This is a genomic window from Streptomyces sp. NPDC059080, from assembly GCF_042739975.1.
Classification (GTDB): Bacteria; Actinomycetota; Actinomycetes; order Streptomycetales; family Streptomycetaceae; genus Streptomyces; species Streptomyces benahoarensis.
The window spans coordinates 1-20,604 of sequence record NZ_JBHYGX010000013.1 but is presented as its reverse complement, the minus strand read 5'-3'; the positions used below and the strand labels follow the sequence as shown (position 1 = coordinate 20,604).

Sequence of the window (20,604 nt, the reverse complement as noted above, 5' to 3'; positions counted from 1 at the left end):
CGCCCCTGGTTCCCGCGTCCAAGCACCGGGGCAGGGGCGCATTTCGTTGAGAGCACGACGTTAAGGACACGTAACTCATGGCGAAGATCCTGAAGTTCGACGAGGACGCCCGTCGCGCCCTGGAGCGCGGCGTCAACAAGCTGGCCGACACGGTGAAGGTGACGATCGGCCCCAAGGGCCGCAACGTCGTCATCGACAAGAAGTTCGGCGCGCCGACCATCACCAACGACGGTGTCACCATCGCGCGTGAGGTCGAGCTCGACGACCCCTACGAGAACCTCGGCGCCCAGCTCGTCAAGGAGGTGGCGACCAAGACCAACGACATCGCGGGTGACGGCACCACCACCGCCACCGTGCTGGCCCAGGCGCTGGTCCGTGAGGGTCTGCGCAACGTCGCCGCCGGCGCCTCCCCCGCCGCCCTGAAGAAGGGCATCGACGCCGCCGTCAAGGCCGTCTCCGACGACCTGCTCGCGACCGCGCGTCCCATCGAGGACAAGACCGACATCGCCGCCGTCGCGGCCCTGTCCGCCCAGGACAAGCAGGTCGGCGAGCTGATCGCCGAGGCGATGGACAAGGTCGGCAAGGACGGTGTCATCACCGTCGAGGAGTCCAACACCTTCGGTCTGGAGCTGGACTTCACCGAGGGCATGGCCTTCGACAAGGGCTACCTCTCGCCCTACATGGTCACCGACCAGGAGCGGATGGAAGCGGTCCTGGAGGACCCGTACATCCTCATCCACCAGGGCAAGATCGGCTCGATCCAGGACCTGCTGCCGCTGCTGGAGAAGGTCATCCAGGCGGGTGCCTCCAAGCCGCTGCTGATCATCGCCGAGGACGTCGAGGGCGAGGCCCTGTCGACCCTGGTCGTGAACAAGATCCGTGGCACCTTCAACGCCGTCGCCGTCAAGGCGCCCGGCTTCGGCGACCGCCGCAAGGCGATGCTCGGCGACATGGCCACCCTCACCGGTGCCACCGTCATCGCCGAGGAGGTCGGCCTCAAGCTCGACCAGGCCGGTCTGGACGTGCTGGGCACCGCCCGCCGCGTGACCGTCACCAAGGACGACACCACCCTCGTCGACGGTGGCGGCAACTCCGAGGACGTGCTCGGCCGCGTCAACCAGATCAAGGCCGAGATCGAGACCACCGACTCGGACTGGGACCGCGAGAAGCTCCAGGAGCGCCTCGCCAAGCTCGCCGGTGGCGTCTGCGTCATCCGCGTGGGTGCGGCCACCGAGGTCGAGCTCAAGGAGAAGAAGCACCGTCTGGAGGACGCCATCTCCGCGACCCGCGCCGCGGTCGAGGAGGGCATCGTCTCCGGTGGTGGCTCCGCGCTGGTCCACGCCGCCAAGGTGCTGGAAGGCGGCCTGGGCAAGGAGGGGGACGAGGCCACCGGTGTCGCCGTCGTCCGCCGCGCCGTCGTCGAGCCGCTGCGCTGGATCGCGGAGAACGCCGGCCTTGAGGGCTACGTCATCACCGCGAAGGTCGCCGAGCAGGACAAGGGCCAGGGCTTCAACGCCGCCACCGGCGAGTACGGCGACCTGGTCAAGGCCGGCGTCATCGACCCGGTGAAGGTCACCCGCTCCGCCCTGGAGAACGCCGCCTCCATCGCCTCGCTGCTCCTCACGACCGAGACCCTGGTCGTCGAGAAGCCGGCCGAGGACGAGTCCGCCGAGGCCGGCCACGGCCACGGCCACGCCCACTGACCCGGCCCTGAACAGGCCGCGCCGGTAGCGCCGCACGAGGCCCGGTCCCCGATGGGGGCCGGGCCTCGCGCCGTGCCCGGGGCCCTGCCCGGTGTCAGGCGGCGGACGAAGCGCCGCCCCCGCCGTCGTCGTCCTCGTCGCCCTCCGTATCGAGGTCGTCCACCCTCTGCTGCAAACGGGTGCCCCGGCCCTCCGACACCCGGTGCACCTCGGTCAGGGCTTCGTTCAAGTCGTAGGCCAGCAGATGGATTTCACCGGGCGTCCACGCGCAGGAGGCGAGGGTGCGGCGAGCTTCCTCGATGAGATCGGCCGCTGCCGCCATCTGCTCCGCCTCCATCCGGTCGGCGAGCCGGGAGACGTACCCGGTCCCGGTGCCGCCGATGAGGTAGCACGGCTTCCCGTCGAGGCTGGCCCATGGCAGCAGCCGGGCGTGGTCCATGGGGGTCATCGGGCGGCCATCTCCACTCCGCGAAGCAGATTCGGCCCGGCGACACCGTGCGCAGCCGACCACAGCTCGCGCCGCCGTGTCCGCCGCACGCGGTGCTCCTGCCGTCGTTCCGAGGGCGTGAGGACGTAGGGGCGTACCAAGGGGACGTCCTCACTTTGCGGTGCGGAGCCGGACGCGGGCGCCGGACGCGCGGTCGGCGCCCCGACCTGACGCCCAACGGGACGCGGACCTGCGGCCCGGTGGCAGCCCTGGGCGGGCAGTAGCCGGACCAGCAGCGTTTCGAAGATCGTTCGGATAACCTGAAGCACGCTGTCAACCTCCTGAGGGTTGGTGGCCACAGCCCCCGGACGTTCGCCGCTCCAGCAACGTCGCGGGGGTCTTCTTGTGTGGCGAGTTCGGTCGTGGAAAGCCAGCAGGCGCCGTACTCCTTGGCAGCAGCAGGGCATGCCGGACAGTGAGGGCTCCGTGACATACGGTCAAGCGCCCTGCGGTCATCTTGCGCATGATTGCGGTGAGTTCGCAATGTTGTGAATCGAATCCGCAGGAAACTGGAATCCTTGTTCGCGCCTGGAGTGTGGGCAATGTTGTGCCAGACTGCGCACATGACCAGTGCCCAGACGCCACCGCCGGTTATGAGGCGCAGACTTGGAGGGATGCTGCGCCGCTACCGCAATGAATCTGCGATGACGCTGGCGCAGGCAGCGTCTTGCGTCGGGTGGGAGAGCACTCGGCTTTCCCGGATCGAAACCGGGCAGTACCAGATCAAGGCGGAGGACATCTCAAGGCTGCTGGCGGCGTACGGAGTTGATGACCCCGAAGTTGCTGGCGAGTTGAGCCGGGCCGCGGAGTCGGGTGTTCGGGCGTGGTGGGCCGCTTACTCGGACATACTCCCGAGGGCGTACGCCGACAGCATTGCGCTGGAGAGTGAGGCGACGCAGATCCGGGCCTACCATCCTCAGTTGATCACTGCCATGCTCCAGACGCCTGCCTTCGCCCACGCCATCATTTCCAGCTCTCCCCGGGTGGAGACGCAGCGCGACGCCGATGCTCTGGTGCAAGTTCGGCAAGCCCGAAAGGCGGTCCTCACGAGGACTGCCGGCCCCGCCGCGCTGCGCACGGTGATCGATGAATCCGCTCTCCATGCCCGCTCCGGCTCCACGTCGGACGTTGTGCGGGATCAGCTTCTGAGCCTGCTGGACATGTCGGAGCGTGAAAACGTCTCGATCCGCGTGATGCCGTTGGACGCGCCGGTTCATTCAGGCTTGACCAGCAACATGACGATCATGGACTTCCGGCATCCATGGCCCTCGTTGGTGACGATCGACCACATCAGGGGCGGCGTCTTTCTGGAGCAGTTGGAGGACGTACGTGCCTTCTCGGCAGCGTTCGACGCCGTTTACGAAGCCGCTCTACCTGTTGATGACTCGCAAGAAGTGATCAAGAAGTACATGAAGGGGAACTCCCATGACCGGTAAGGCCGTGATGAACGCCGGCGACTTGCTTGAGGCGACCTGGTTCAAGTCCAGCTACAGCGGAACGGACCAGTCGCAGTGCGTGGAGGCCGCTGACCTGACCGGCACCGCGTACGCGGCAGTCGCCGTCCGGGATTCCAAGGCCCCGCAGGGCCCCGCGTTGGTCTTTCCTGCCGACGGCTGGTCGTCGTTCGTCTCCACCGTCAAGCGTGGTGAGTTTTCGGCCTGAGCAGATCCTGATCACCGGTCCTCGTCATACCGTGGCGAGGGCCGATGCGTTTATGCGCCCGGCCGGGGTCGGGCAAGCAGCGCACGAGGGGAGAGCCAGGTGAACGGTGAGGCAGTAAGGAAAGCCGGAGACCTGAACGGGGCGACCTGGTTCAAGTCCAGCTACAGCGGCTCCAACGGAGGCCAGTGCGTCGAGGTCTCCCGGACCTTCGCGGTGTCCGGGCTGGTTCCGGTCCGAGACTCCAAGGCTCCGCAGGGTCCCACGTTGGTCTTTCCGGTCGGCGGCTGGGCGTCGTTCGTTTCCGCCGTCGGGGATGGGGGGTTCCCGGTCACCTGACGGACGTTGCGCGCAGCCACCCAAGCTGACGGCCCCGGGGGCGGGGCCGTCGTCGTCACATCGGGACCAGGGTCCCCAGCGATCAGAGAGAACAGAACCGGGGCGCCCGCCTCCGCGCACCCCGGTCACCGCACCGCCCCGCTACTTCGGCCCGAACTTCCGCCCCGTGCGCGACGTCAGGCCGCCCAGCACGCCGCGCGGGGCCAGCTTCGCGGCGCCCATCAGGGCCTTGTAGCGCGGGTCGGGGATGGAGAGCGACCGGCCGCGTGCCAGGTCCTTCATCGCCGCGTCGACCAGCTTGTCCGCGTCCAGCCACAGCCAGCCGGGGATGTTGTCCGTGCCCATCCCGGCCCGCTGGTGGAACTCGGTCCGGACGAACCCGGGGCACAGTGCCATCAGCCGCACCCCGCTGCCCGCCAGATCCCGCGCCGCCCCCTGCGTGAACTGCACCACCCACGCCTTGCTCGCCCCGTAGGTGCCGCGCGGCACGAACGCCGCGACGGAGGCGACGTTGACGACCCCGCCGCGCCGCCGCTCCCGCATCCCGCGCACCGCCGCCGTGGTCAGCCGCAGCACCGCCTCGCAGTGCACCTTCAGCATCGCCAGCTCATCGGCCATCGGCACCTCCAGGTACTCACCCTTGTTGCCGAAGCCCGCGTTGTTGACCAGCAGGTCCACCGGGTGCTTCCGGTCGCTGAGCCGCTCCTCGACCGCGGCGATGCCCTCCTCCGTGGCCAGATCGGCGCTCAGCACGCTCGCCTCGATGCCGTGCAGGTCGTGCAGTTCGGTCGCCTGCCGGTGCAGCCGCTTCTCGTCGCGCGCCACCAGGACGAGGTTGTGGCCGTCGTGCGCGAGGCGCCGGGCGAACGCCGCCCCGATGCCCGAGGTCGCTCCCGTGATCAATGCAGTCGTCATGCGGGCACGCTATCCGGCCCGGATGACATGAACGCACCCGTCCGGCCACCCACCCGACCGGTCCGCCGAAGGCGCCTCCGGCCGGCGGCTCGGACGCGCCCGCCCACAGCCCCACTACAGCATCACCCGAGCGGAAACGGGGCGGGCGGAAAAGAAGGGCGATCAAAGCCTCAACCCTTATTTCCCCCTTAACTCCAAGTTCCACTTATACTGGGATCATGATCGAGGCTCGCCATCTCCGCGTGCTGCGCGAGGTCGCCCGTACCGGCTCGTTCTCCGCCGCCGCCCGCGAACTGGGCTGCACCCAGCCGGCCGTCAGCCAGCAGATGAAGGCCCTGGAGCAGTCGGCGGGCACTCCGCTGCTGGTCCGCACCGGCCGCGAGATGCGGCTGACCCAGGCGGGCGAGGCGCTGGTACGGCACGCCGTCGGCATCCTCGCCGGGCTCACCGCGGCGGAGGAGGAGGTCGCCGCCATCGCGGGGCTCCGCGCCGGCCGTGTGCGGCTGGTGTCCTTCCCTTCCGGCAGCTCGACGCTGGTGCCCACCGCGCTGGCCGCCATGCGCGCCGCCCATCCGCGTACCCGCGTCTCCCTGGACGAGGCCGAGCCGCCCCGCTCGATCGAGATGCTGCGCAACGGCGACTGCGAGATCGCGCTGGCCTTCCGCTACCCGGAAGTGCGCGCCGCCGCCCCGGAAGCCTGCGCCGACTGGGACGACCTGGTCGTCCGCCCGGTCCTCACCGACCGCCTGGTGGGCCTGGTCCCGGAGGGGCACCGCCTCGCCGCCGCGGGCTCCGCCGCCTTCGGCGACCTGGCCGGCGAACCGTGGATCGCCGGGTGCCCCCGCTGCCGTACGCATCTGGTCGAGGTGTGCGAGAGCGCCGGGTTCACCCCGCGCATCGACTTCGCCACCGACGACTACCCGGCGGTGATCGGCCTGGTCGGCGCGGGCCTCGGCGTCGCCGCCCTGCCCGAGCTGACCCTCGCGTCGGTACGCCCCAAGGGCGCGCGCACGGTACGCCTGCAGCCCGCCGTGCACCGCGAGATCGTCGCCCTCACCCTGCCGGACCTCGCCCGGGTGCCGGCTGTCGGCGCGATGCTCGACCAGCTGGAGAGCGCGGCGGCCCGCTGACGGCGCGGCGGTCCGCGGCCGACCGCATCTGGCTCCTGGCCTGCGGCGGGCAGCCTGCCGCAGGCGGTCCACTGCCGGTGGAGGACATCACGAGGCATGGCCACACCCTGGGCTGAGGCGCGGCCACGCCCTGAAGGAACGTTTCTTCTGAACGGGTCGGCTGCCCGGTGTCAGCCGCTCTGGACGCTCGCGGGGCCGACCAGCGTGGTCGCGGGGACCATCCGGTGCCGGGCCCGGCCCATCAGCTCCTCGCGTTCGTCCTCGGTCAGGCCGCCCCAGACCCCGTAGGGCTCGCGGACGGCCAGCGCATGCGCCGCGCATTCGGCCCGTACGGGGCAGCGCATGCAGACCTCCTTCGCCGATGTCTCACGCGCGCTGCGGGCGGCGCCGCGTTCCCCTTCGGGGTGGAAGAACAGCGAACTGTCCACACCGCGGCAGGCTGCCAGCAGCTGCCAGTCCCAGAGGTCTGCGTTCGGGCCCGGGAGGCGGGAGAAATCTGCCATTGCGTGTCCCCTCGAAGCGATTGCTGTATCGGGCTCGGTGGTGACGACGGTACATCTACTGTCTAAGTAGATGTAAATATGACTCATTGCGAATCTAGCGTCATATCGCCGGTAAATGGAAGGAAGAGAGCCAAATAGGGCATAGGGTTCATACGGGGCGGCCGGTCGTCTCTGGCGGGCCGTGTCCGTCTGCGTGTCCGGGCCCTCACGCAGCGTGCCGAATTCGATGCTCGAACCCGTAACTCTTTCGAGTGACCGTCGTTGAGTGTGCGAAAGCGGTTGGCGGAGTTAGTGATCGGGCAGGTGTCCGAGCCCGTCAAGCGCACCGGTGACGATATGTACCAGCCTGGAGGCTCAAGGTGACGCGCAGCAGCTGTGAGAGCCGCGGGGGACAGTCATGACTTCCGTCCTCGTCTGCGACGACTCCCCGCTTGCCCGAGAGGCGCTCCGCCGGGCGGTTGCGACCGTTCCCGGTGTCGAGCGCGTGACGACGGCTGCCAACGGCGAGGAAGTCCTCCGCCGCTGGGGTGCCGATCGCTCGGATCTGATTCTGATGGATGTGCGCATGCCCGGTCTGGGCGGCGTGGAGACGGTGCGGCGGTTGCTGTCCGCCGATCCGGGTGCCCGGATCATCATGCTCACGGTGGCCGAGGATCTGGACGGCGTGGCCCTCGCGGTCGCCGCCGGGGCCCGCGGCTATCTGCACAAGGACGCCTCGCGCGCCGAGCTGCGGGCCACGGTCACCCAGGCGCTCGCGGACCCGACGTGGCGGCTCGCGCCGCGGCGGCTGCGCTCCGCCGAGATGGGTGCCGCCCCTACGCTCACCGCCCGTGAGATCCAGGTGCTGGAGGGCATGAGCCACGGCCGTTCGAACGCCGAGATCGGCCGTGAGCTGTTCCTCTCCGAGGACACGGTCAAGACCCACGCCCGGCGGCTGTTCAAGAAACTCGGCGCCTCGGACCGCGCCCATGCGGTGGCCCTGGGCTTCCGCTGGGGTCTGGTGCGCTGACCCCAGCGGGCCAACGGGGTCGCGGCGGCTCTCTCCGGCAGGAGGGGCGATCGTCGTGGCCCCCTTGCCACGTGTGCGACGGGCGGTGCGGCGCGGGCCGTGCGGGGGAGCGTCGGCCGGGCTGCGGGCCGCACCGGGTTTCGGGGGCCGGGCGCCGGTCGGGTGTCCCGCCCCGCGGGCGGCCGGGCGGTCCGTGAGCGGCGTGGGCAACCCTTAGACGTCGAAACGTCACGGGATGCCGCATCCTTGACGTGTGACTCCTCCCCGGCGGAGGCCGGGGCATCTCACTCGGCCAAGAAGAGACCTCATGACGGACAAGCCTTACCCGGTGCCTCACAGCACGGATACACGCTACCGGCGAGGACTCGACGTCGGCATGGGCACAACCCGATCGGGGGAGGCGTGGGACGTGCGTGCTAACGCGGCGGCTCGTAACGGTTCAGTGCACAACGACGAGGGCGGTGCCAAGACCGGTGCCGCGCCAAGGCACCATGGACCGATGCGCGATGACGGCAAGCAGGAGATCGGTGATCTCGTTGCACGCGCAGTCGAAGGGGATCAGCGGGCCACGCACGATCTGCTGGCCCATGTGCACCCGTTGGCGCTGCGCTACTGCCGGACCCGTCTCTCCCGGCTTCCCGGGGACGCCCGGCACTTCGTCGAGGATCTGGCGCAGGAGGTCTGTGTCGCGGTGCTCTGCGCGCTGCCGCGCTACCGCGACACCGGGAAGCCGTTCGAGGCGTTCGTCTTCGCGATCGCCGGGCACAAGGTCGCCGACCTCCAGCGGGCCGCGATGCGCGGGCCCGGCAGTACGGCGGTGCCGTCCGACGAGATGCCCGAGCAGCCGGACGATTCCCTGGGGCCCGAGGAGCGGGCGCTGCTGAGCAGCGATGCCGCCTGGGCGAAGAAGCTGCTGGCCAATCTGCCGGAGAACCAGCGGGAGCTGGTGCTGCTGCGGGTCGCCGTCGGGCTGACAGCCGAGGAGACCGGGCAGATGCTCGGGATGTCGCCGGGTGCGGTGCGGGTCGCGCAGCACCGGGCGCTGAGCCGGTTGCGGGCGCTCGCCGAGCAGTAGGCCCTGTCGCGGCGGCGTGAACCGTACGCCGGTGGCCGGATGCGGCCGTAGGAAGGTACGGGTGATGAGGCCCTCATTCCTCGTGGAATGAGACACCACTTCGGGCCGTTAGCATGGACGTCCGCGCTGAGGCAAGAGCATTGGGGAAGGTGTCATGAGTGACAACGTCGACGGTATGCCCGCCAAATTCGCCATGCTGGGGCTGACGTACGACGACGTTCTGCTGCTGCCCGGCGCGTCGGAGGTGCTGCCCAACGCGGTCAGCACCGCCTCCCGGGTCTCGCGGAACGTACGCGTGAACATCCCGCTGCTCTCGGCGGCGATGGACAAGGTCACCGAGGCGCGGATGGCGATCGCCATGGCGCGTCAGGGTGGTGCCGGTGTGCTGCACCGCAACCTCTCCATCGAGGACCAGGCCAACCAGGTCGATCTGGTCAAGCGCTCCGAGTCCGGCATGGTCACCGACCCGATCACGGTCCGTCCCGACGCCACGCTCGCCGAGGCCGACGCGCTCTGCGCGAAGTTCCGGATCTCGGGTGTGCCGGTGACCGACGCGGCCGGGAAGCTGCTGGGCATCGTCACCAACCGCGACATGGCCTTCGAGATGGACCGCAGCCGTCAGGTCCGCGAGGTCATGACGCCGATGCCGCTGGTCACCGGCAAGGTCGGCATCTCCGGCGAGGACGCCATCGAGCTGCTGCGCCGCCACAAGATCGAGAAGCTGCCGCTGGTCGACGAGTCGGGCGTCCTCAAGGGCCTGATCACGGTCAAGGACTTCGTCAAGGCGGAGAAGTACCCGAACGCCGCGAAGGACGCCGAGGGCCGGCTGGTCGTCGGTGCGGCGGTGGGCGTCGGCGACGCGGCGTACGACCGGGCGCAGGCGCTCGTCGAGGCCGGTGCGGACTTCCTCGTCATCGACAGTGCGCACGGCCACAGCCGCGGCATTCTCGACATGATCGCCAAGGTGAAGTCCAACATCAACGTCGATGTCGTGGGCGGCAACGTCGCGACGCGGGACGGCGCGCAGGCGCTGATCGACGCGGGTGCGGACGGCATCAAGGTCGGCGTCGGCCCCGGTTCGATCTGCACCACCCGGGTGGTCGCCGGTGTCGGCGTGCCGCAGGTCACCGCGATCTACGAGGCGGCGCAGGCGGCGCACGCGGCCGGGGTCCCGCTGATCGGCGACGGTGGTCTGCAGTTCTCCGGTGACATCGCCAAGGCCATCGCGGCGGGCGCGGACACCGTGATGCTGGGCTCGCTGCTGGCCGGTTGCGAGGAGTCGCCGGGCGAGATGGTCTTCATCAGCGGCAAGCAGTTCAAGTCGTACCGCGGCATGGGCTCGCTGGGCGCGATGCAGTCCCGTGGCCAGGCACGTTCCTTCTCCAAGGACCGCTACTTCCAGGACAACGTCCTCTCCGAGGACAAGCTGGTGCCCGAGGGCATCGAGGGCCAGGTGCCCTACCGCGGCCCGCTCGCCTCGGTGGCCCACCAGCTCATCGGCGGTCTGCGCGCCTCCATGGGCTACGTCGGCTCCGCCGACATCCCGGAGCTGAAGGAGAAGGGCCACTTCGTCCGCATCACCGCCGCGGGCCTCAAGGAGAGCCACCCGCACGACATTCAGATGACGACCGAGGCGCCGAACTACTCGCGGCGCTGAGCGGGCCCCCGGCCGGGGGTCCGGGGGTTGTCCCCCGGGGGGTGCAGCGATGACGACCGAGGCGCCGAACTACTCGCGGCGCTGAGCGGGCCCCCGGCCGGGGGTCCGGGGGTTGTCCCCCGGGGGGTGCAGCCAGATGACGACCGAGGCGCCGAACTGCTCGCGGCGCTGAGCGCGGGTGCTGCGTCTCTGACGCCCCTACCGTGAAACCCGCGGCCGGTGCCCCGGCCGCGGGTTTTGCCGTGTCGGGGATACTTGAACCGCATACGTAGAGGGAAAGGCCACACACGTGACTGAGATCGAGATCGGGCGCGGCAAGCGCGGCCGCCGGGCATACGCCTTCGACGACATCGCCGTCGTACCGAGTCGCCGCACCCGCGACCCGAAGGAGGTCTCGATCGCCTGGCAGATCGACGCCTACCGCTTCGAGCTGCCGTTCCTGGCGGCCCCGATGGACTCCGTGGTCTCGCCGCAGGCCGCGATCCGCATCGGTGAGCTGGGCGGCCTCGGCGTGCTCAACCTGGAGGGCCTGTGGACCCGCTACGAGGACCCGGAGCCGCTGCTCGCCGAGATCGCCGAGCTGGACGGTGACGCGGCCACCAAGCGGATGCAGGAGATCTACGCCGTGCCGATCAAGGAAGAGCTGATCGGCCAGCGCATCAAGGAGGTGCGCGACTCCGGTGTCGTCACCGCCGCCGCGCTGTCGCCGCAGCGCACCGCGCAGTTCTCGCAGGCTGTGGTGGACGCCGGGGTCGACATCTTCGTGATCCGCGGGACGACGGTCTCCGCCGAGCACGTCTCGTCGGCGGCCGAGCCGCTCAACCTCAAGCAGTTCATCTACGAGCTGGACGTCCCGGTGATCGTCGGCGGCTGCGCCACGTACACCGCGGCGCTGCACCTGATGCGGACCGGCGCCGCCGGTGTGCTGGTCGGCTTCGGCGGCGGCGCCGCGCACACCACCCGTAACGTGCTGGGCATCCAGGTGCCGATGGCGACGGCGGTGGCGGATGTCGCGGCGGCGCGGCGGGACTACATGGACGAGTCCGGCGGCCGGTACGTCCACGTCATCGCCGACGGCGGCGTGGGCTTCTCCGGCGACCTGCCGAAGGCCATCGCCTGCGGTGCGGACGCCGTGATGATGGGCTCCCCGCTGGCCCGCGCGACGGACGCGCCCGGCCGCGGCCACCACTGGGGCATGGAGGCGGTCCACGAGGACGTGCCGCGCGGCAAGCGGGTGGACCTCGGCGCGGTCGGCACCACCGAGGAGGTGCTGCTCGGCCCGTCGACCACGCCCGACGGTTCGATGAACTTCTTCGGCGCGCTGCGCCGGGCGATGGCGACGACGGGCTACTCCGAGCTGAAGGAGTTCCAGCGGGTCGAGGTGACGGTCGACCCGGCGTAGTGCGGTAACGACCTGGGGATCCCACGTCGCAAGCGCCGACCGCAGGTCGTAGACCACGCGGAGGGGCCCGGACCACCAGCACGGTGGGCCGGGCCCCTTCGCATGTCCGGGGCCTGCGCGGGGCGTTCCCGGAACCCGGCCGGGTCACAGTCGGTGGGCCGCGCCGGTGGGTGTCGCGCCGCGGGTGTCCAGGAGCAGCTGGGCCTTCACCGACAGGCCCTGGAGGTCGTACGTGCGGTGCGGCTGGAGAAGGACCGTCAGGTCGGCCGCGGCGGCGGACTCGTAGAGGGAGTCGGCGCGGGGGACGGGGCGGTCGAGGACGGTCCACCGGTGGACGTACGGGTCGTGGTACGTGAGGTGGGCGCCGAGTTCCCTCAGGCGGGCGGCGATCTCGCGGGCGGGGGAGCCCTCCTGGTCGCCGATGTCGGGTTTGTAGGTGACGCCGATGAGGAGGACGCGGGCGTCGCGGGCCGACTTGCCGTACTCGTTGAGGAGGGTGGCGCAGCGCCGGGCGACGTAGCCGGGCATCCGGTCGTTGACCTCCTGCGCCAGCTCCACCATGCGTAGCGGGTAGCCGAGGGAACGGCCTTGGTAGGCGAGGTAGTTGGGGTCGACGGGGGCGGCGTGGCCGCCGACGCCGGGGCCGGGGCGGAACGCCTGGAAGCCGAACGGTTTGGTCTCGGCGCAGCGGATGACGTCCCAGAGGTCGACGCCGGTGTCGTGGCAGAAGACCGCCATCTCGTTCATCAGGGCGATGTTGAGGTGGCGGTAGTTGGTCTCCAGGAGCCCGGTGGTCTCGGCCTCGCGGGGGCCGCGGGCGCGGACGACCTTGTCGGTGAGGCGGCCGTAGAAGGCGGCGGCGGCTTCCGTGCAGGCGGGGGTGAGGCCGCCGATGACCTTGGGGGTGTTGGCGTAGCGGTGGGTGCGGTTGCCGGGGTCGTGGCGGGTGGGGGAGCAGGCGAGGTGGAAGTCGCGTCCGGCGGTGAGGCCGGAGCCCTCCTCCAGGAGGGGGCGCAGGAAGTCCTCGGTGGTGCCCGGGTAGGCGGCGGATTCGAGGATGACGGTGGTGTGCGGGCGCAGGTGGGCGGCGAGGGTGCGGGCCGCGTCGGCGACGGCGGTGCGGTCGAGGGCGCGGTCGGCGCCGAGCGGGGTGGGGACGCAGATGACGGCGGTGCGGACCCGGCCGAGGGCGGCGGGGTCGGCGGTGGTGCGGAATCCGGCGGCGGTCAGCCGCCGCAGTTCGGTGGCGGTGAGCGGGCCGTCGGCCGCGGTGAGCGGGGTGGCCTGCGGATCGGGTGCGTAGCCGACGGTGGAGATGCCGGCCGCGGTGGCGGCCTGGGCGAGGGGGAGGCCGAGGTGGCCGAGGCCGATGACGGCGAGGTCTGCGGGCATGCTGCTGCCGCCCTTCCCGAGCGATTCCGATTGACGCATAAGTAGACTAAGTCGACATTTCGCGCAGAATGGGAATTGGTGGATCAAGGTGGCGGGGTGTTGCCGCCGGTGGCGGCAGGGGGGAGTGACGGCAGTCGGCGCGGACAGAATCGACCGACGGGGGTGTGGCCCCGATCACAGTGGGAGGCAGTGGTGAAGACAGCGACCCTGGGACCGGTGCAGCGCGCCGAGGCGCTCGCCCGGATGGCGGAACGGGAACTCGACATTCTGGTGGTCGGCGGCGGCGTCGTCGGCGCCGGAACCGTCCTGGACGCGGCGACCCGCGGGCTCGCCACCGGGCTCGTCGAGGCGCGCGACTGGGCGGCGGGCACCTCCAGCCGCTCCAGCAAGCTCATCCATGGCGGGCTGCGGTATCTGGAGATGCTGGACTTCGCGCTGGTACGGGAGGCGCTGAAGGAGCGCGGGCTGCTGCTGGAGCGGCTGGCCCCGCATCTGGTGAAGCCGGTGCCGTTCCTCTACCCGCTCCAGCACCACGTCTGGGAGCGCTTCTACGCCGGTTCCGGCGTGGCGCTCTACGACGCGATGTCCCTCTCGTCCGGCCACGGCCGCGGGCTGCCCGTCCACCGGCACCTCTCCCACAAGCGGGCGCTGCGGGTCGCGCCCTGTCTGCGCAAGGACGCGCTGGTGGGCGCGTTGCAGTACTACGACGCGCAGATGGACGACGCGCGGTTCGTCGAGACGCTGGTGCGCACCGCCGCGTCGTACGGCGCGCAGGTCGCCAACGGCGCGCGGGTGGTGGACTTCCTGCGCGAGGGCGAGCGGGTGGTCGGCGCGCGGGTCGAGGACGTCGAGTCGGGCGGGACGTACGAGGTGCGGGCCCGGCAGGTCGTCAACGCCACCGGGGTGTGGACGGACGACACCCAGGGGCTGATCAACGAGCGCGGGCAGTTCCACGTCCGCGCCTCGAAGGGCATCCACCTGGTCGTCCCCAAGGACCGCATCCACTCCACGACCGGGCTGATCCTGCGCACCGAGAAGAGCGTGCTCTTCGTCATCCCCTGGGGACGGCACTGGATCATCGGGACGACCGACACCGACTGGGACCTCGACAAGGCGCATCCGGCGGCCTCCAGCGCGGACATCGACTATCTGTTGGAGCATGTGAACTCCGTCCTCGCCACGCCGCTGACCAGGGACGACGTCGAGGGCGTCTATGCGGGCCTGCGGCCGCTGCTGGCCGGGGAGTCGGACGCGACGAGCAAGCTCTCGCGCGAGCACACCGTGGCGCACCCGGTGCCGGGTCTGGTCGTGGTGGCCGGCGGCAAGTACACGACGTACCGGGTGATGGCGAAGGACGCGGTGGACGAGGCGGTGCACGGGCTCGACCAGCGGGTCGCGGAGTGCGTCACCGAGGACGTGCCGCTGCTCGGCGCCGAGGGGTACCGGGCGATGTGGAACGCACGGGCCCGGATCGCGGCCCGCACCGGGCTGCACGTCGCCCGCGTCGAGCATCTGCTGAACCGTTACGGCTCGCTGACCGAGGAGCTTCTGGAGCTGGTGGTGGCCGATCCGTCGCTGGGCGAGCCGCTGACGGGCGCGGAGGACTATCTGCGCGCCGAGGTCGTCTACGCCTGCACCCACGAGGGCGCCCGCCACCTCGACGACGTGCTGACCCGGCGCACCCGCATCTCCATCGAGACCTTCGACCGCGGCACCGGCTGCGCCCGCGAGGCGGCGGAGCTGATGGCCCCGGCGCTGGGCTGGGACGCCGCGCAGGTCGACAAGGAAGTCGCGCACTACGAGAAGCGGGTCGAGGCGGAGCGCGAATCGCAGCGTCAGCCCGACGACCTGACGGCCGATGCGGCGCGGCTGGGTGCGCCGGACATCGTTCCGCTGTAGGCGGCGGGGGACGGGCCCTGGGGGGCGGGGTCGGGGACGGGCGCGGCGAGGGCGGTGGCCCGCGGCGCGCCCGTTGCCGGGTTCGCCGCCGGGTTCGCCGTCGCCGTGTCCGCCGCCGGGTCCGCCGTGCCCGTACCGGCGTCCGCGTCCGGCCCCGGGCCCGGCTTCGGGCCCGGCTTCGGGCAGAACTCCGCGGTCAGGACGGCGTCGTCGTCGGGGCGGTCGCCGTGGGCCTCGGCGTTGACGTGGTAGCTGACGAGGTGACGGCCGTCCGGGGAGGCGCCGGTCCGGGCGTACGAGCCGTGGATGTCGCCGTTGTGGCCCCAGACCGTCACCCCGCAGGGCAGCCGGGTGGCGTAGACGCCGAGGCCGTAGACGCCCTTGGTGGCGCGTTCGTCGCGGAGTTCGGCCAGTTCGCGGGGTGGCAGCAGGCGGCCGCCGAGGAGGGCGGCGAAGAAGCGGTTGAGGTCGTCGAGGGTGGTGACCATCTCCCCGGCGGCCCCCGCCCAGCTGGGGTTCAGGTCGGTGACGTCGACCTGCCGGTGGCCGGTGCGGAAGTACGCGCGGCCGTGCGGGCGGGGCAGGGTGGTGCGGGTGCCGGGGAAGCTGGTCCCGGTCAGGCCGACGGGGACGAGCACCCGGCGGCGGATCTCGTCGGCGTAGCGGCGGCCGGTGACCGCCTCGACGATCAGGCCGAGGGTGACGTAGTTGGTGTTGGAGTAGGCGTAGCGCGCGCCGGGGGCGGCGCCCGGCGGATGGCGCAGTGCGCGGTGCAGCAGCTCGGCGGGGGTGTGGGTGTCGTAGCGGTGGGCGGCGAAGCCCGGGCCGGTCAGGTGGAGGGCCGGGTCCGCGGTGTAGTTGAACAGGCCGCTGGTGTGGTCGAGGAGCTGGCGGGCCGTCACCCGGGACAGCGGGGCAAGGACGCCGCGGGACAGGCCCGGCGGCGTCCGGTGGCCGCTCGTCAGCAGCCGGGCCGCGGAGTCGTCCAGGGAGAGCCGCCGCTCGGCCGCGAGCTGGAGGATCACGGTGGCGACCAGCGTCTTGGTGAGGCTGCCCGCCCGGAAATGGTCCCGGCGCTCCATGGGGCGCCGGGTGCGCAGATCGGCGACCCCGGCGGCGGAGAAGCGCGAGGCGGCGAACTTCCCGTCCCGGGTGACCAGGGAGGCGGCGCCCGGCGCGCCCGCGGCGACCAGGCCGCGCAACGCGGTGGTGGTGGTGTCGGGCGGCCGTCGCACCGGGGCCGGGTCCGGTGCGGGGTGCGGTGCCGCGCAGCCGCCGATCGTCAGGCAGGACAGGGCGAGCAGTACCGCCAGGAGGGGGCGCGCGGCGGGCGGGTGGCGGCGCGCGGGAGGCGCGGGCGGGCGCCGGGGCACGCCCCTGGGGGCGGGGCGCGGCCGTCGCGTCGTCATCGGGACTCCCGTCCTCCGGTCCGTCATGGCGGGTGCGCGCGGCACTGTACGTCACGGCCCCGGGCCTTCCGCACCCTCGCGGATGAGAGAGAATGAAGGCTCTGCCAGGGTGGGTTGTCCGAGTTGGGCCAGTTTGGCGCCGATGGGAATCGGGGCCGCCAACTCGGCTGGATTGCAGAGGGGATTCAGTGGGCGACGAGGTCGAGATGGACGGCAAGGAGGGCAGGCTGCTCGCCGGCCGGTACCGGCTCGCCGGAGTCCTCGGCCGCGGCGGCATGGGCACCGTCTGGCGGGCGCGTGACGAGGTGCTGGGCCGCACGGTCGCGGTCAAGGAGCTGCGCTTCCCCGGCGGCGTGGAGGAGGACGAGAAGCGCCGTCTGATCACCCGTACGCTGCGGGAGGCCAAGGCGATCGCGCGGATCCGCAACAACGGCGCGGTGACGGTCTACGACGTGGTCGACGAGGACGACCGGCCGTGGATCGTCATGGAGCTGGTCGAGGGCCGCTCCCTCGCCGAACTGGTGCGCGACGACGGTCCGCTCACCACGCGCCGCGCCGCCGAGGTGGGCCTCGCCGTCCTCGACGTGCTGCGCGCCGCGCACCGCGAGGGCATCCTGCACCGCGATGTGAAGCCGTCCAACGTCCTGATGTCGGACGACGGCCGGGTCGTGCTGACCGACTTCGGTATCGCCCAGGTCGAGGGCGACCCGTCGGTGACGTCCACCGGCATGCTCGTCGGCGCCCCCTCGTACATCTCGCCGGAGCGCGCCCGCGGCCACAAGCCGGGCCCGCCCGCCGACCTGTGGTCCCTGGGCGGTCTGCTGTATGCCTGCGTCGAGGGCGTGCCGCCGTACGACAAGGGCTCGGCCATCGCGACGCTGACGGCGGTGATGACCGAGCCGCTGGAGCCGCCGAAGCACGCCGGGGCGCTGACGGACGTCATCTTCGGGCTGCTGGTCAAGGACCCGGGCGGGCGGCTCGACGACGGCGGGGCGCGGGCGCTGCTGGAGAAGGTCGTCCATGCGCCGGAGAAGACCGAGCCGCCGCTCGACGCGACGCGCGCGATGGCGCTGCCGGTGGTGCCCGAGGAAGCGGCGGAGCCGCGTCCGGCGGCGAAGCCGAAGCCCGCGCCCAGGCCCGCCAAGTCCCGGCAGCGGAAGCCGAAGGCGGCGCCCAGGCCGGCGCCGAAGGCGGGTGCCGGTGCGGCCGGGGCCGGGGCTGCTTCTCAGGCGCCGGGTTCGGCTGCGGCTCAGGCTGCGGCCCCGGCTCCGGCTCCGGAGAAGCCGCGGAGCGGTGCGGCGGCCGGGGGCGGCGCGTCCGCGAAGGCGGCGGGCTCCGCCCGGCCCGGCTTCGACAGCGAGGCGGCCAAGGAGCGGATGCGGGACGCCCTGAAGACCGTGCGGGCGGCTGCGGCGTCGGCCGCCTCCTCAGCGGCGTCGGCGGCGTCCGCGGCCCGCTCCCGCTCCGGCTCGGGTTCGGGTCCCGGCTCCGGTTCGGGTGGCGGGCGGCCGCCGCGGGCCTCGGTCACCGATGTGGTGCCGCGCCGCACCCTCGTCATCATCGCGGTCGTCGTGGCCCTCGCCGTCGTGGCCGCGGTCCTCGGGTTCGCGCTGTCCGGCGGAGACCCGGGCAACAGCGCCGCGGCGGGCAAGGACATCGAGGCGACCGCGGCGCAGACGCACGCCTCGCGCGGCGGCGGGGCGCCGGACGGCGACCGGGGCACCCCGTCCGGTGACGCACCGTCGACGCCCGACGCCGGAGGCGACGGCAAGAAGGGCGACGGCAAGGACAAGGGCGGCAAGAAGGACGAGCCGCCCGCCGGGTACGCGAACGTCGCCAACGGTGACTTCCACTTCCGGGTGGCGATGCCCAAGGGCTGGCACCGTACCGGCACCTCGGGGCAGAACTCCGGCGCCATCTTCAGCAAGGACGGCGACGGTTTCCCGCGCCTTCAGATCGACTTCAACGCCTCGCCCGGCAAGGATGCGGCGGCCTCCTGGCGGCAGCAGGAGCCGGCGGTGCGCAGCTCGACGCCCGACTACCACTTGATCGGCATCAAGTCCGTGGACTGGCGGGACTACCCGACGGTCGCCGACTGGTCGTTCACCCGCACCTCGCACGGGCAGCACGTGCGGGTGCTCGACCGCGGCTTCCGCGTGGACGGCAGCCACGGCTACGCGATCATGATCACCTGCAAGGCGGACGCCTGGTCGGGCGAGGAGTGCCGGAAGCTGCGGGACACGGCGTTCGCGACGTTCGCCGTCAAGGACTGACGGCCCGGGGAGTCCTGCTCCTCGGACCGTGAGCGTTCGCCCGGAGCGGGCCGCAGCCCCCGCTCCGGGCACGTATCGTGAGATTCACAAGGCTGTTCGGGCCCGCGGGGTCCGGAGCGGGTGGCCCGGAGGGCGCCCGTGGGGGTATGCGGCGCCGGTGCGGTGAGGGCGCGGCACATACACGCAGGGGAGGCGTCGTGGAGCGGTACGCGGGGCGGGTGCTCGCGGAGCGTTACCGCCTGCCGCTGCGGCCCGGGGGTGACGACGGCGCCATGGTGCTGCGCGCCTTCGACACGTACAGCTCGCAGGAGGTGCTGCTGCGTCAGGTGCCGCTGCCGGAGGTGGTGGAGGCGGAGTTCGCCGACGCGGCGCCGGGCGGGTGGCCCGGTCCCGGGCGGGCCGGGGCGGCGCGGGAGGCGGCGCGCGATCCGCGGGACCCGCTGGCGCGCCGCGCGTTCCTGGCGGCGACCCGGGCCGCGGAGCTGCCGGACCATCCGCTGTTCGACCAGGTCTTCGATGTCTTCGTGGCGGAGGGTTCCCTGTGGATCGCCGGTGAGCTGATCGCCGCCCGCCCGCTCGCCGCGCTGCTCGCCGACGGGCCGCTGGCGCCGCAGCGGGCCGCCGAGATCGGCGCGGACGTCCTCACCGCGCTGCGCGCCCTGCACGCACGGGGCTGGGTGCACCGCAACATCACCGCGCATACGGTCCTGATCTGCGATGACGGCCGCGCCCTGCTGAGCGGTCTGGCGGCGGGCGCGGCCCAGGAGGCGCTGTGCGGGACGGAATCCATGCCGGTCGCGGTGCGGGTTCCGGCTCCGGCGCGGGAGCCGGGGGCGGCGCAGACGGCCGAGGCGGCCGAGGCGCCGGACGCCGTCGCGGAGCCCGTCGGCACGGCTCCCACGGGTGTGGCGGTGGGCGGCCCGGCCCCTACGGGTTCCTCGCCTACGGTCCCTGCCCCTACGGGTTCCGCCCCGGTGGTCCGGGCGGTCCCAGCCCCTACGGGTGCGGCGCCGACGGACCCTGACCGTACGGGTTCCGCCCCTACGGTCCCTGCCCCTACGGGGTCCGGTCCCGGTAGCGGCGGGCTCGCCGCTGAGCGGGTGCGGGAGATGCGGCTGGCGCTCGTCGGGCCGGTCACCGAGCGGTGGGCGCCGGAGCAGGCGGCTCCGGCCGGTGCCGGTTCCGGGCGCGAGGTAGGGACGGGCACCGACCTGTGGGCGCTCGGCGCGCTGCTCTTCCGCTGTGTGCAGGGCCATCCGCCGTACCCGGAGGAGAGCGCGGCGGAGCTGGCCCGGTTGGTGTGCGCACACCGCCCGGCGGCGGCCGGGGCCTGCGGCCCGCTGCGGCCCGCCGTCGAGGCGCTGCTCGGCCCGGACCCGGCCGCCCGGCCCGCGGCGGGCCCCCTCCTCGCCGTACTGCGCGAGGTGACCCGCGGGGCGACCGAACCCGAGCTGGACAGTGGGCTCGTCACCCTCCCCGCGCGCGGCGCGGGCGCCGATCCGCGGCGGCTGCCGGTGGTCCGGCGCCGCGGTGAACTGGTCCGCAAGGAGCGGACGCGCCGGGGCGCCGCCCGCTCCGGCGCGGCGCCGTCCGTGCGGCCCGCCCCGGCGCCGAAGCCGTCCGGGCGGAAATCCCGCGCGGCGGCGGGGGGGGGGGGGCCCCCCCCCCGCCCCGCCCCGCCCCCCCCCCCCCCCGGGCCGGGCCCCCCCCCCCCCCCCCCGGCGCCCCCCCGGGGGGCCGGGGGGGTGAGAC

16 protein-coding genes and 1 pseudogene are annotated in these 20,604 nt (G+C 72.3%); 12 read left to right on the top strand and 5 right to left on the bottom strand.

What is annotated here, in order from left to right; all coding sequences use genetic code 11:
* The first annotated feature begins 77 nt into the window (after positions 1 to 77).
* Positions 78 to 1,703 carry a chaperonin GroEL gene (gene groL, locus ACFWWQ_RS13350; RefSeq protein ID WP_384594888.1) on the top strand — a complete coding sequence of 542 codons (1,626 nt, stop codon included), beginning with the start codon at positions 78 to 80 and terminating at the stop codon, positions 1,701 to 1,703.
* Positions 1,704 to 1,797: 94 nt separating this feature from the next.
* On the opposite strand, the gene ACFWWQ_RS13345 is transcribed toward groL, so the two are convergent.
* Positions 1,798 to 2,151 carry a hypothetical protein gene (locus ACFWWQ_RS13345; protein WP_384594885.1) on the bottom strand — a complete coding sequence of 118 codons (354 nt, stop codon included), beginning with the start codon at positions 2,149 to 2,151 and terminating at the stop codon, positions 1,798 to 1,800.
* 653 nt (positions 2,152 to 2,804) lie between these two features.
* On the opposite strand from ACFWWQ_RS13345, the gene ACFWWQ_RS13340 reads away from it, so the two are divergent.
* The 3 genes from ACFWWQ_RS13340 (at position 2,805) to ACFWWQ_RS13330 (ending at position 4,188) form a co-directional block, all read left to right on the top strand.
* Entirely contained in the window at positions 2,805 to 3,626 is an 822-nt protein-coding gene (locus ACFWWQ_RS13340) for a helix-turn-helix transcriptional regulator (protein WP_384594882.1), read from the top strand.
* Positions 3,616 to 3,852, top strand: a complete 237-nt coding sequence (locus ACFWWQ_RS13335; protein ID WP_384594879.1) for a DUF397 domain-containing protein — start codon at positions 3,616 to 3,618, stop codon at positions 3,850 to 3,852. The genes ACFWWQ_RS13340 and ACFWWQ_RS13335 overlap by 11 nt, the downstream gene beginning before the upstream one ends.
* A gap of 99 nt (positions 3,853 to 3,951) precedes the next feature.
* Positions 3,952 to 4,188 (top strand): DUF397 domain-containing protein, encoded by a 237-nt coding sequence (locus ACFWWQ_RS13330; protein ID WP_384594876.1) that lies wholly within the window; start codon positions 3,952 to 3,954, stop codon positions 4,186 to 4,188.
* Positions 4,189 to 4,329: 141 nt separating this feature from the next.
* Here the strand turns inward: ACFWWQ_RS13330 and ACFWWQ_RS13325 are convergent, their stop codons facing one another.
* Positions 4,330 to 5,103, bottom strand: a complete 774-nt coding sequence (locus tag ACFWWQ_RS13325; protein WP_384594873.1) for an SDR family NAD(P)-dependent oxidoreductase — start codon at positions 5,101 to 5,103, stop codon at positions 4,330 to 4,332.
* 218 nt (positions 5,104 to 5,321) lie between these two features.
* Here ACFWWQ_RS13325 and ACFWWQ_RS13320 point away from each other — a divergent pair, with 218 nt between their 5' ends.
* A complete protein-coding gene (locus ACFWWQ_RS13320; protein WP_384594869.1) occupies positions 5,322 to 6,233 on the top strand; it encodes a LysR family transcriptional regulator in 912 nt (303 codons plus the stop codon).
* 170 nt (positions 6,234 to 6,403) lie between these two features.
* On the opposite strand, the gene ACFWWQ_RS13315 is transcribed toward ACFWWQ_RS13320, so the two are convergent.
* Positions 6,404 to 6,736 carry a WhiB family transcriptional regulator gene (locus ACFWWQ_RS13315; RefSeq protein ID WP_143941442.1) on the bottom strand — a complete coding sequence of 111 codons (333 nt, stop codon included), beginning with the start codon at positions 6,734 to 6,736 and terminating at the stop codon, positions 6,404 to 6,406.
* A gap of 397 nt (positions 6,737 to 7,133) precedes the next feature.
* On the opposite strand from ACFWWQ_RS13315, the gene ACFWWQ_RS13310 reads away from it, so the two are divergent.
* From ACFWWQ_RS13310 to ACFWWQ_RS13295, 4 genes are all read left to right on the top strand, one after another.
* The gene (locus ACFWWQ_RS13310; RefSeq protein ID WP_003948568.1) at positions 7,134 to 7,745 is read left to right on the top strand and encodes a response regulator transcription factor; all 612 of its coding nucleotides are present in this window, start codon (positions 7,134 to 7,136) and stop codon (positions 7,743 to 7,745) included.
* A gap of 499 nt (positions 7,746 to 8,244) precedes the next feature.
* Positions 8,245 to 8,820, top strand: coding sequence for a sigma-70 family RNA polymerase sigma factor (locus ACFWWQ_RS13305; RefSeq protein ID WP_285229389.1), 576 nt, complete (start codon positions 8,245 to 8,247; stop codon positions 8,818 to 8,820).
* Between the two features lie 154 nt (positions 8,821 to 8,974).
* Entirely contained in the window at positions 8,975 to 10,477 is a 1,503-nt protein-coding gene (gene guaB / locus ACFWWQ_RS13300) for an IMP dehydrogenase (RefSeq protein ID WP_384594864.1), read from the top strand.
* 289 nt (positions 10,478 to 10,766) lie between these two features.
* A complete protein-coding gene (locus ACFWWQ_RS13295; protein WP_384594861.1) occupies positions 10,767 to 11,879 on the top strand; it encodes a GuaB3 family IMP dehydrogenase-related protein in 1,113 nt (370 codons plus the stop codon).
* A gap of 144 nt (positions 11,880 to 12,023) precedes the next feature.
* Here ACFWWQ_RS13295 and ACFWWQ_RS13290 read toward each other — a convergent pair whose 3' ends face one another.
* Positions 12,024 to 13,271, bottom strand: a complete 1,248-nt coding sequence (locus tag ACFWWQ_RS13290) for a nucleotide sugar dehydrogenase (RefSeq protein WP_384594858.1) — start codon at positions 13,269 to 13,271, stop codon at positions 12,024 to 12,026.
* A 192-nt stretch (positions 13,272 to 13,463) separates the two neighbouring features.
* Between ACFWWQ_RS13290 and ACFWWQ_RS13285 the strand changes: the two genes are divergently transcribed.
* Positions 13,464 to 15,170 (top strand): glycerol-3-phosphate dehydrogenase/oxidase, encoded by a 1,707-nt coding sequence (locus ACFWWQ_RS13285; RefSeq protein ID WP_384594855.1) that lies wholly within the window; start codon positions 13,464 to 13,466, stop codon positions 15,168 to 15,170.
* On the opposite strand, the gene ACFWWQ_RS13280 is transcribed toward ACFWWQ_RS13285, so the two are convergent.
* Positions 15,107 to 16,579, bottom strand: a complete 1,473-nt coding sequence (locus ACFWWQ_RS13280) for a serine hydrolase domain-containing protein (RefSeq protein WP_384594852.1) — start codon at positions 16,577 to 16,579, stop codon at positions 15,107 to 15,109. The genes ACFWWQ_RS13285 and ACFWWQ_RS13280 overlap by 64 nt on opposite strands.
* Positions 16,580 to 16,767: 188 nt before the next feature.
* Here ACFWWQ_RS13280 and ACFWWQ_RS13275 point away from each other — a divergent pair, with 188 nt between their 5' ends.
* Together ACFWWQ_RS13275 and ACFWWQ_RS13270 are read left to right on the top strand one after the other, a co-directional pair.
* Positions 16,768 to 18,852 (top strand): protein kinase, encoded by a 2,085-nt coding sequence (locus ACFWWQ_RS13275; RefSeq protein WP_384594849.1) that lies wholly within the window; start codon positions 16,768 to 16,770, stop codon positions 18,850 to 18,852.
* Positions 18,853 to 19,049: 197 nt separating this feature from the next.
* Positions 19,050 to 20,604 (top strand): annotated as a pseudogene (locus ACFWWQ_RS13270) (serine/threonine protein kinase); the annotation flags it as partial.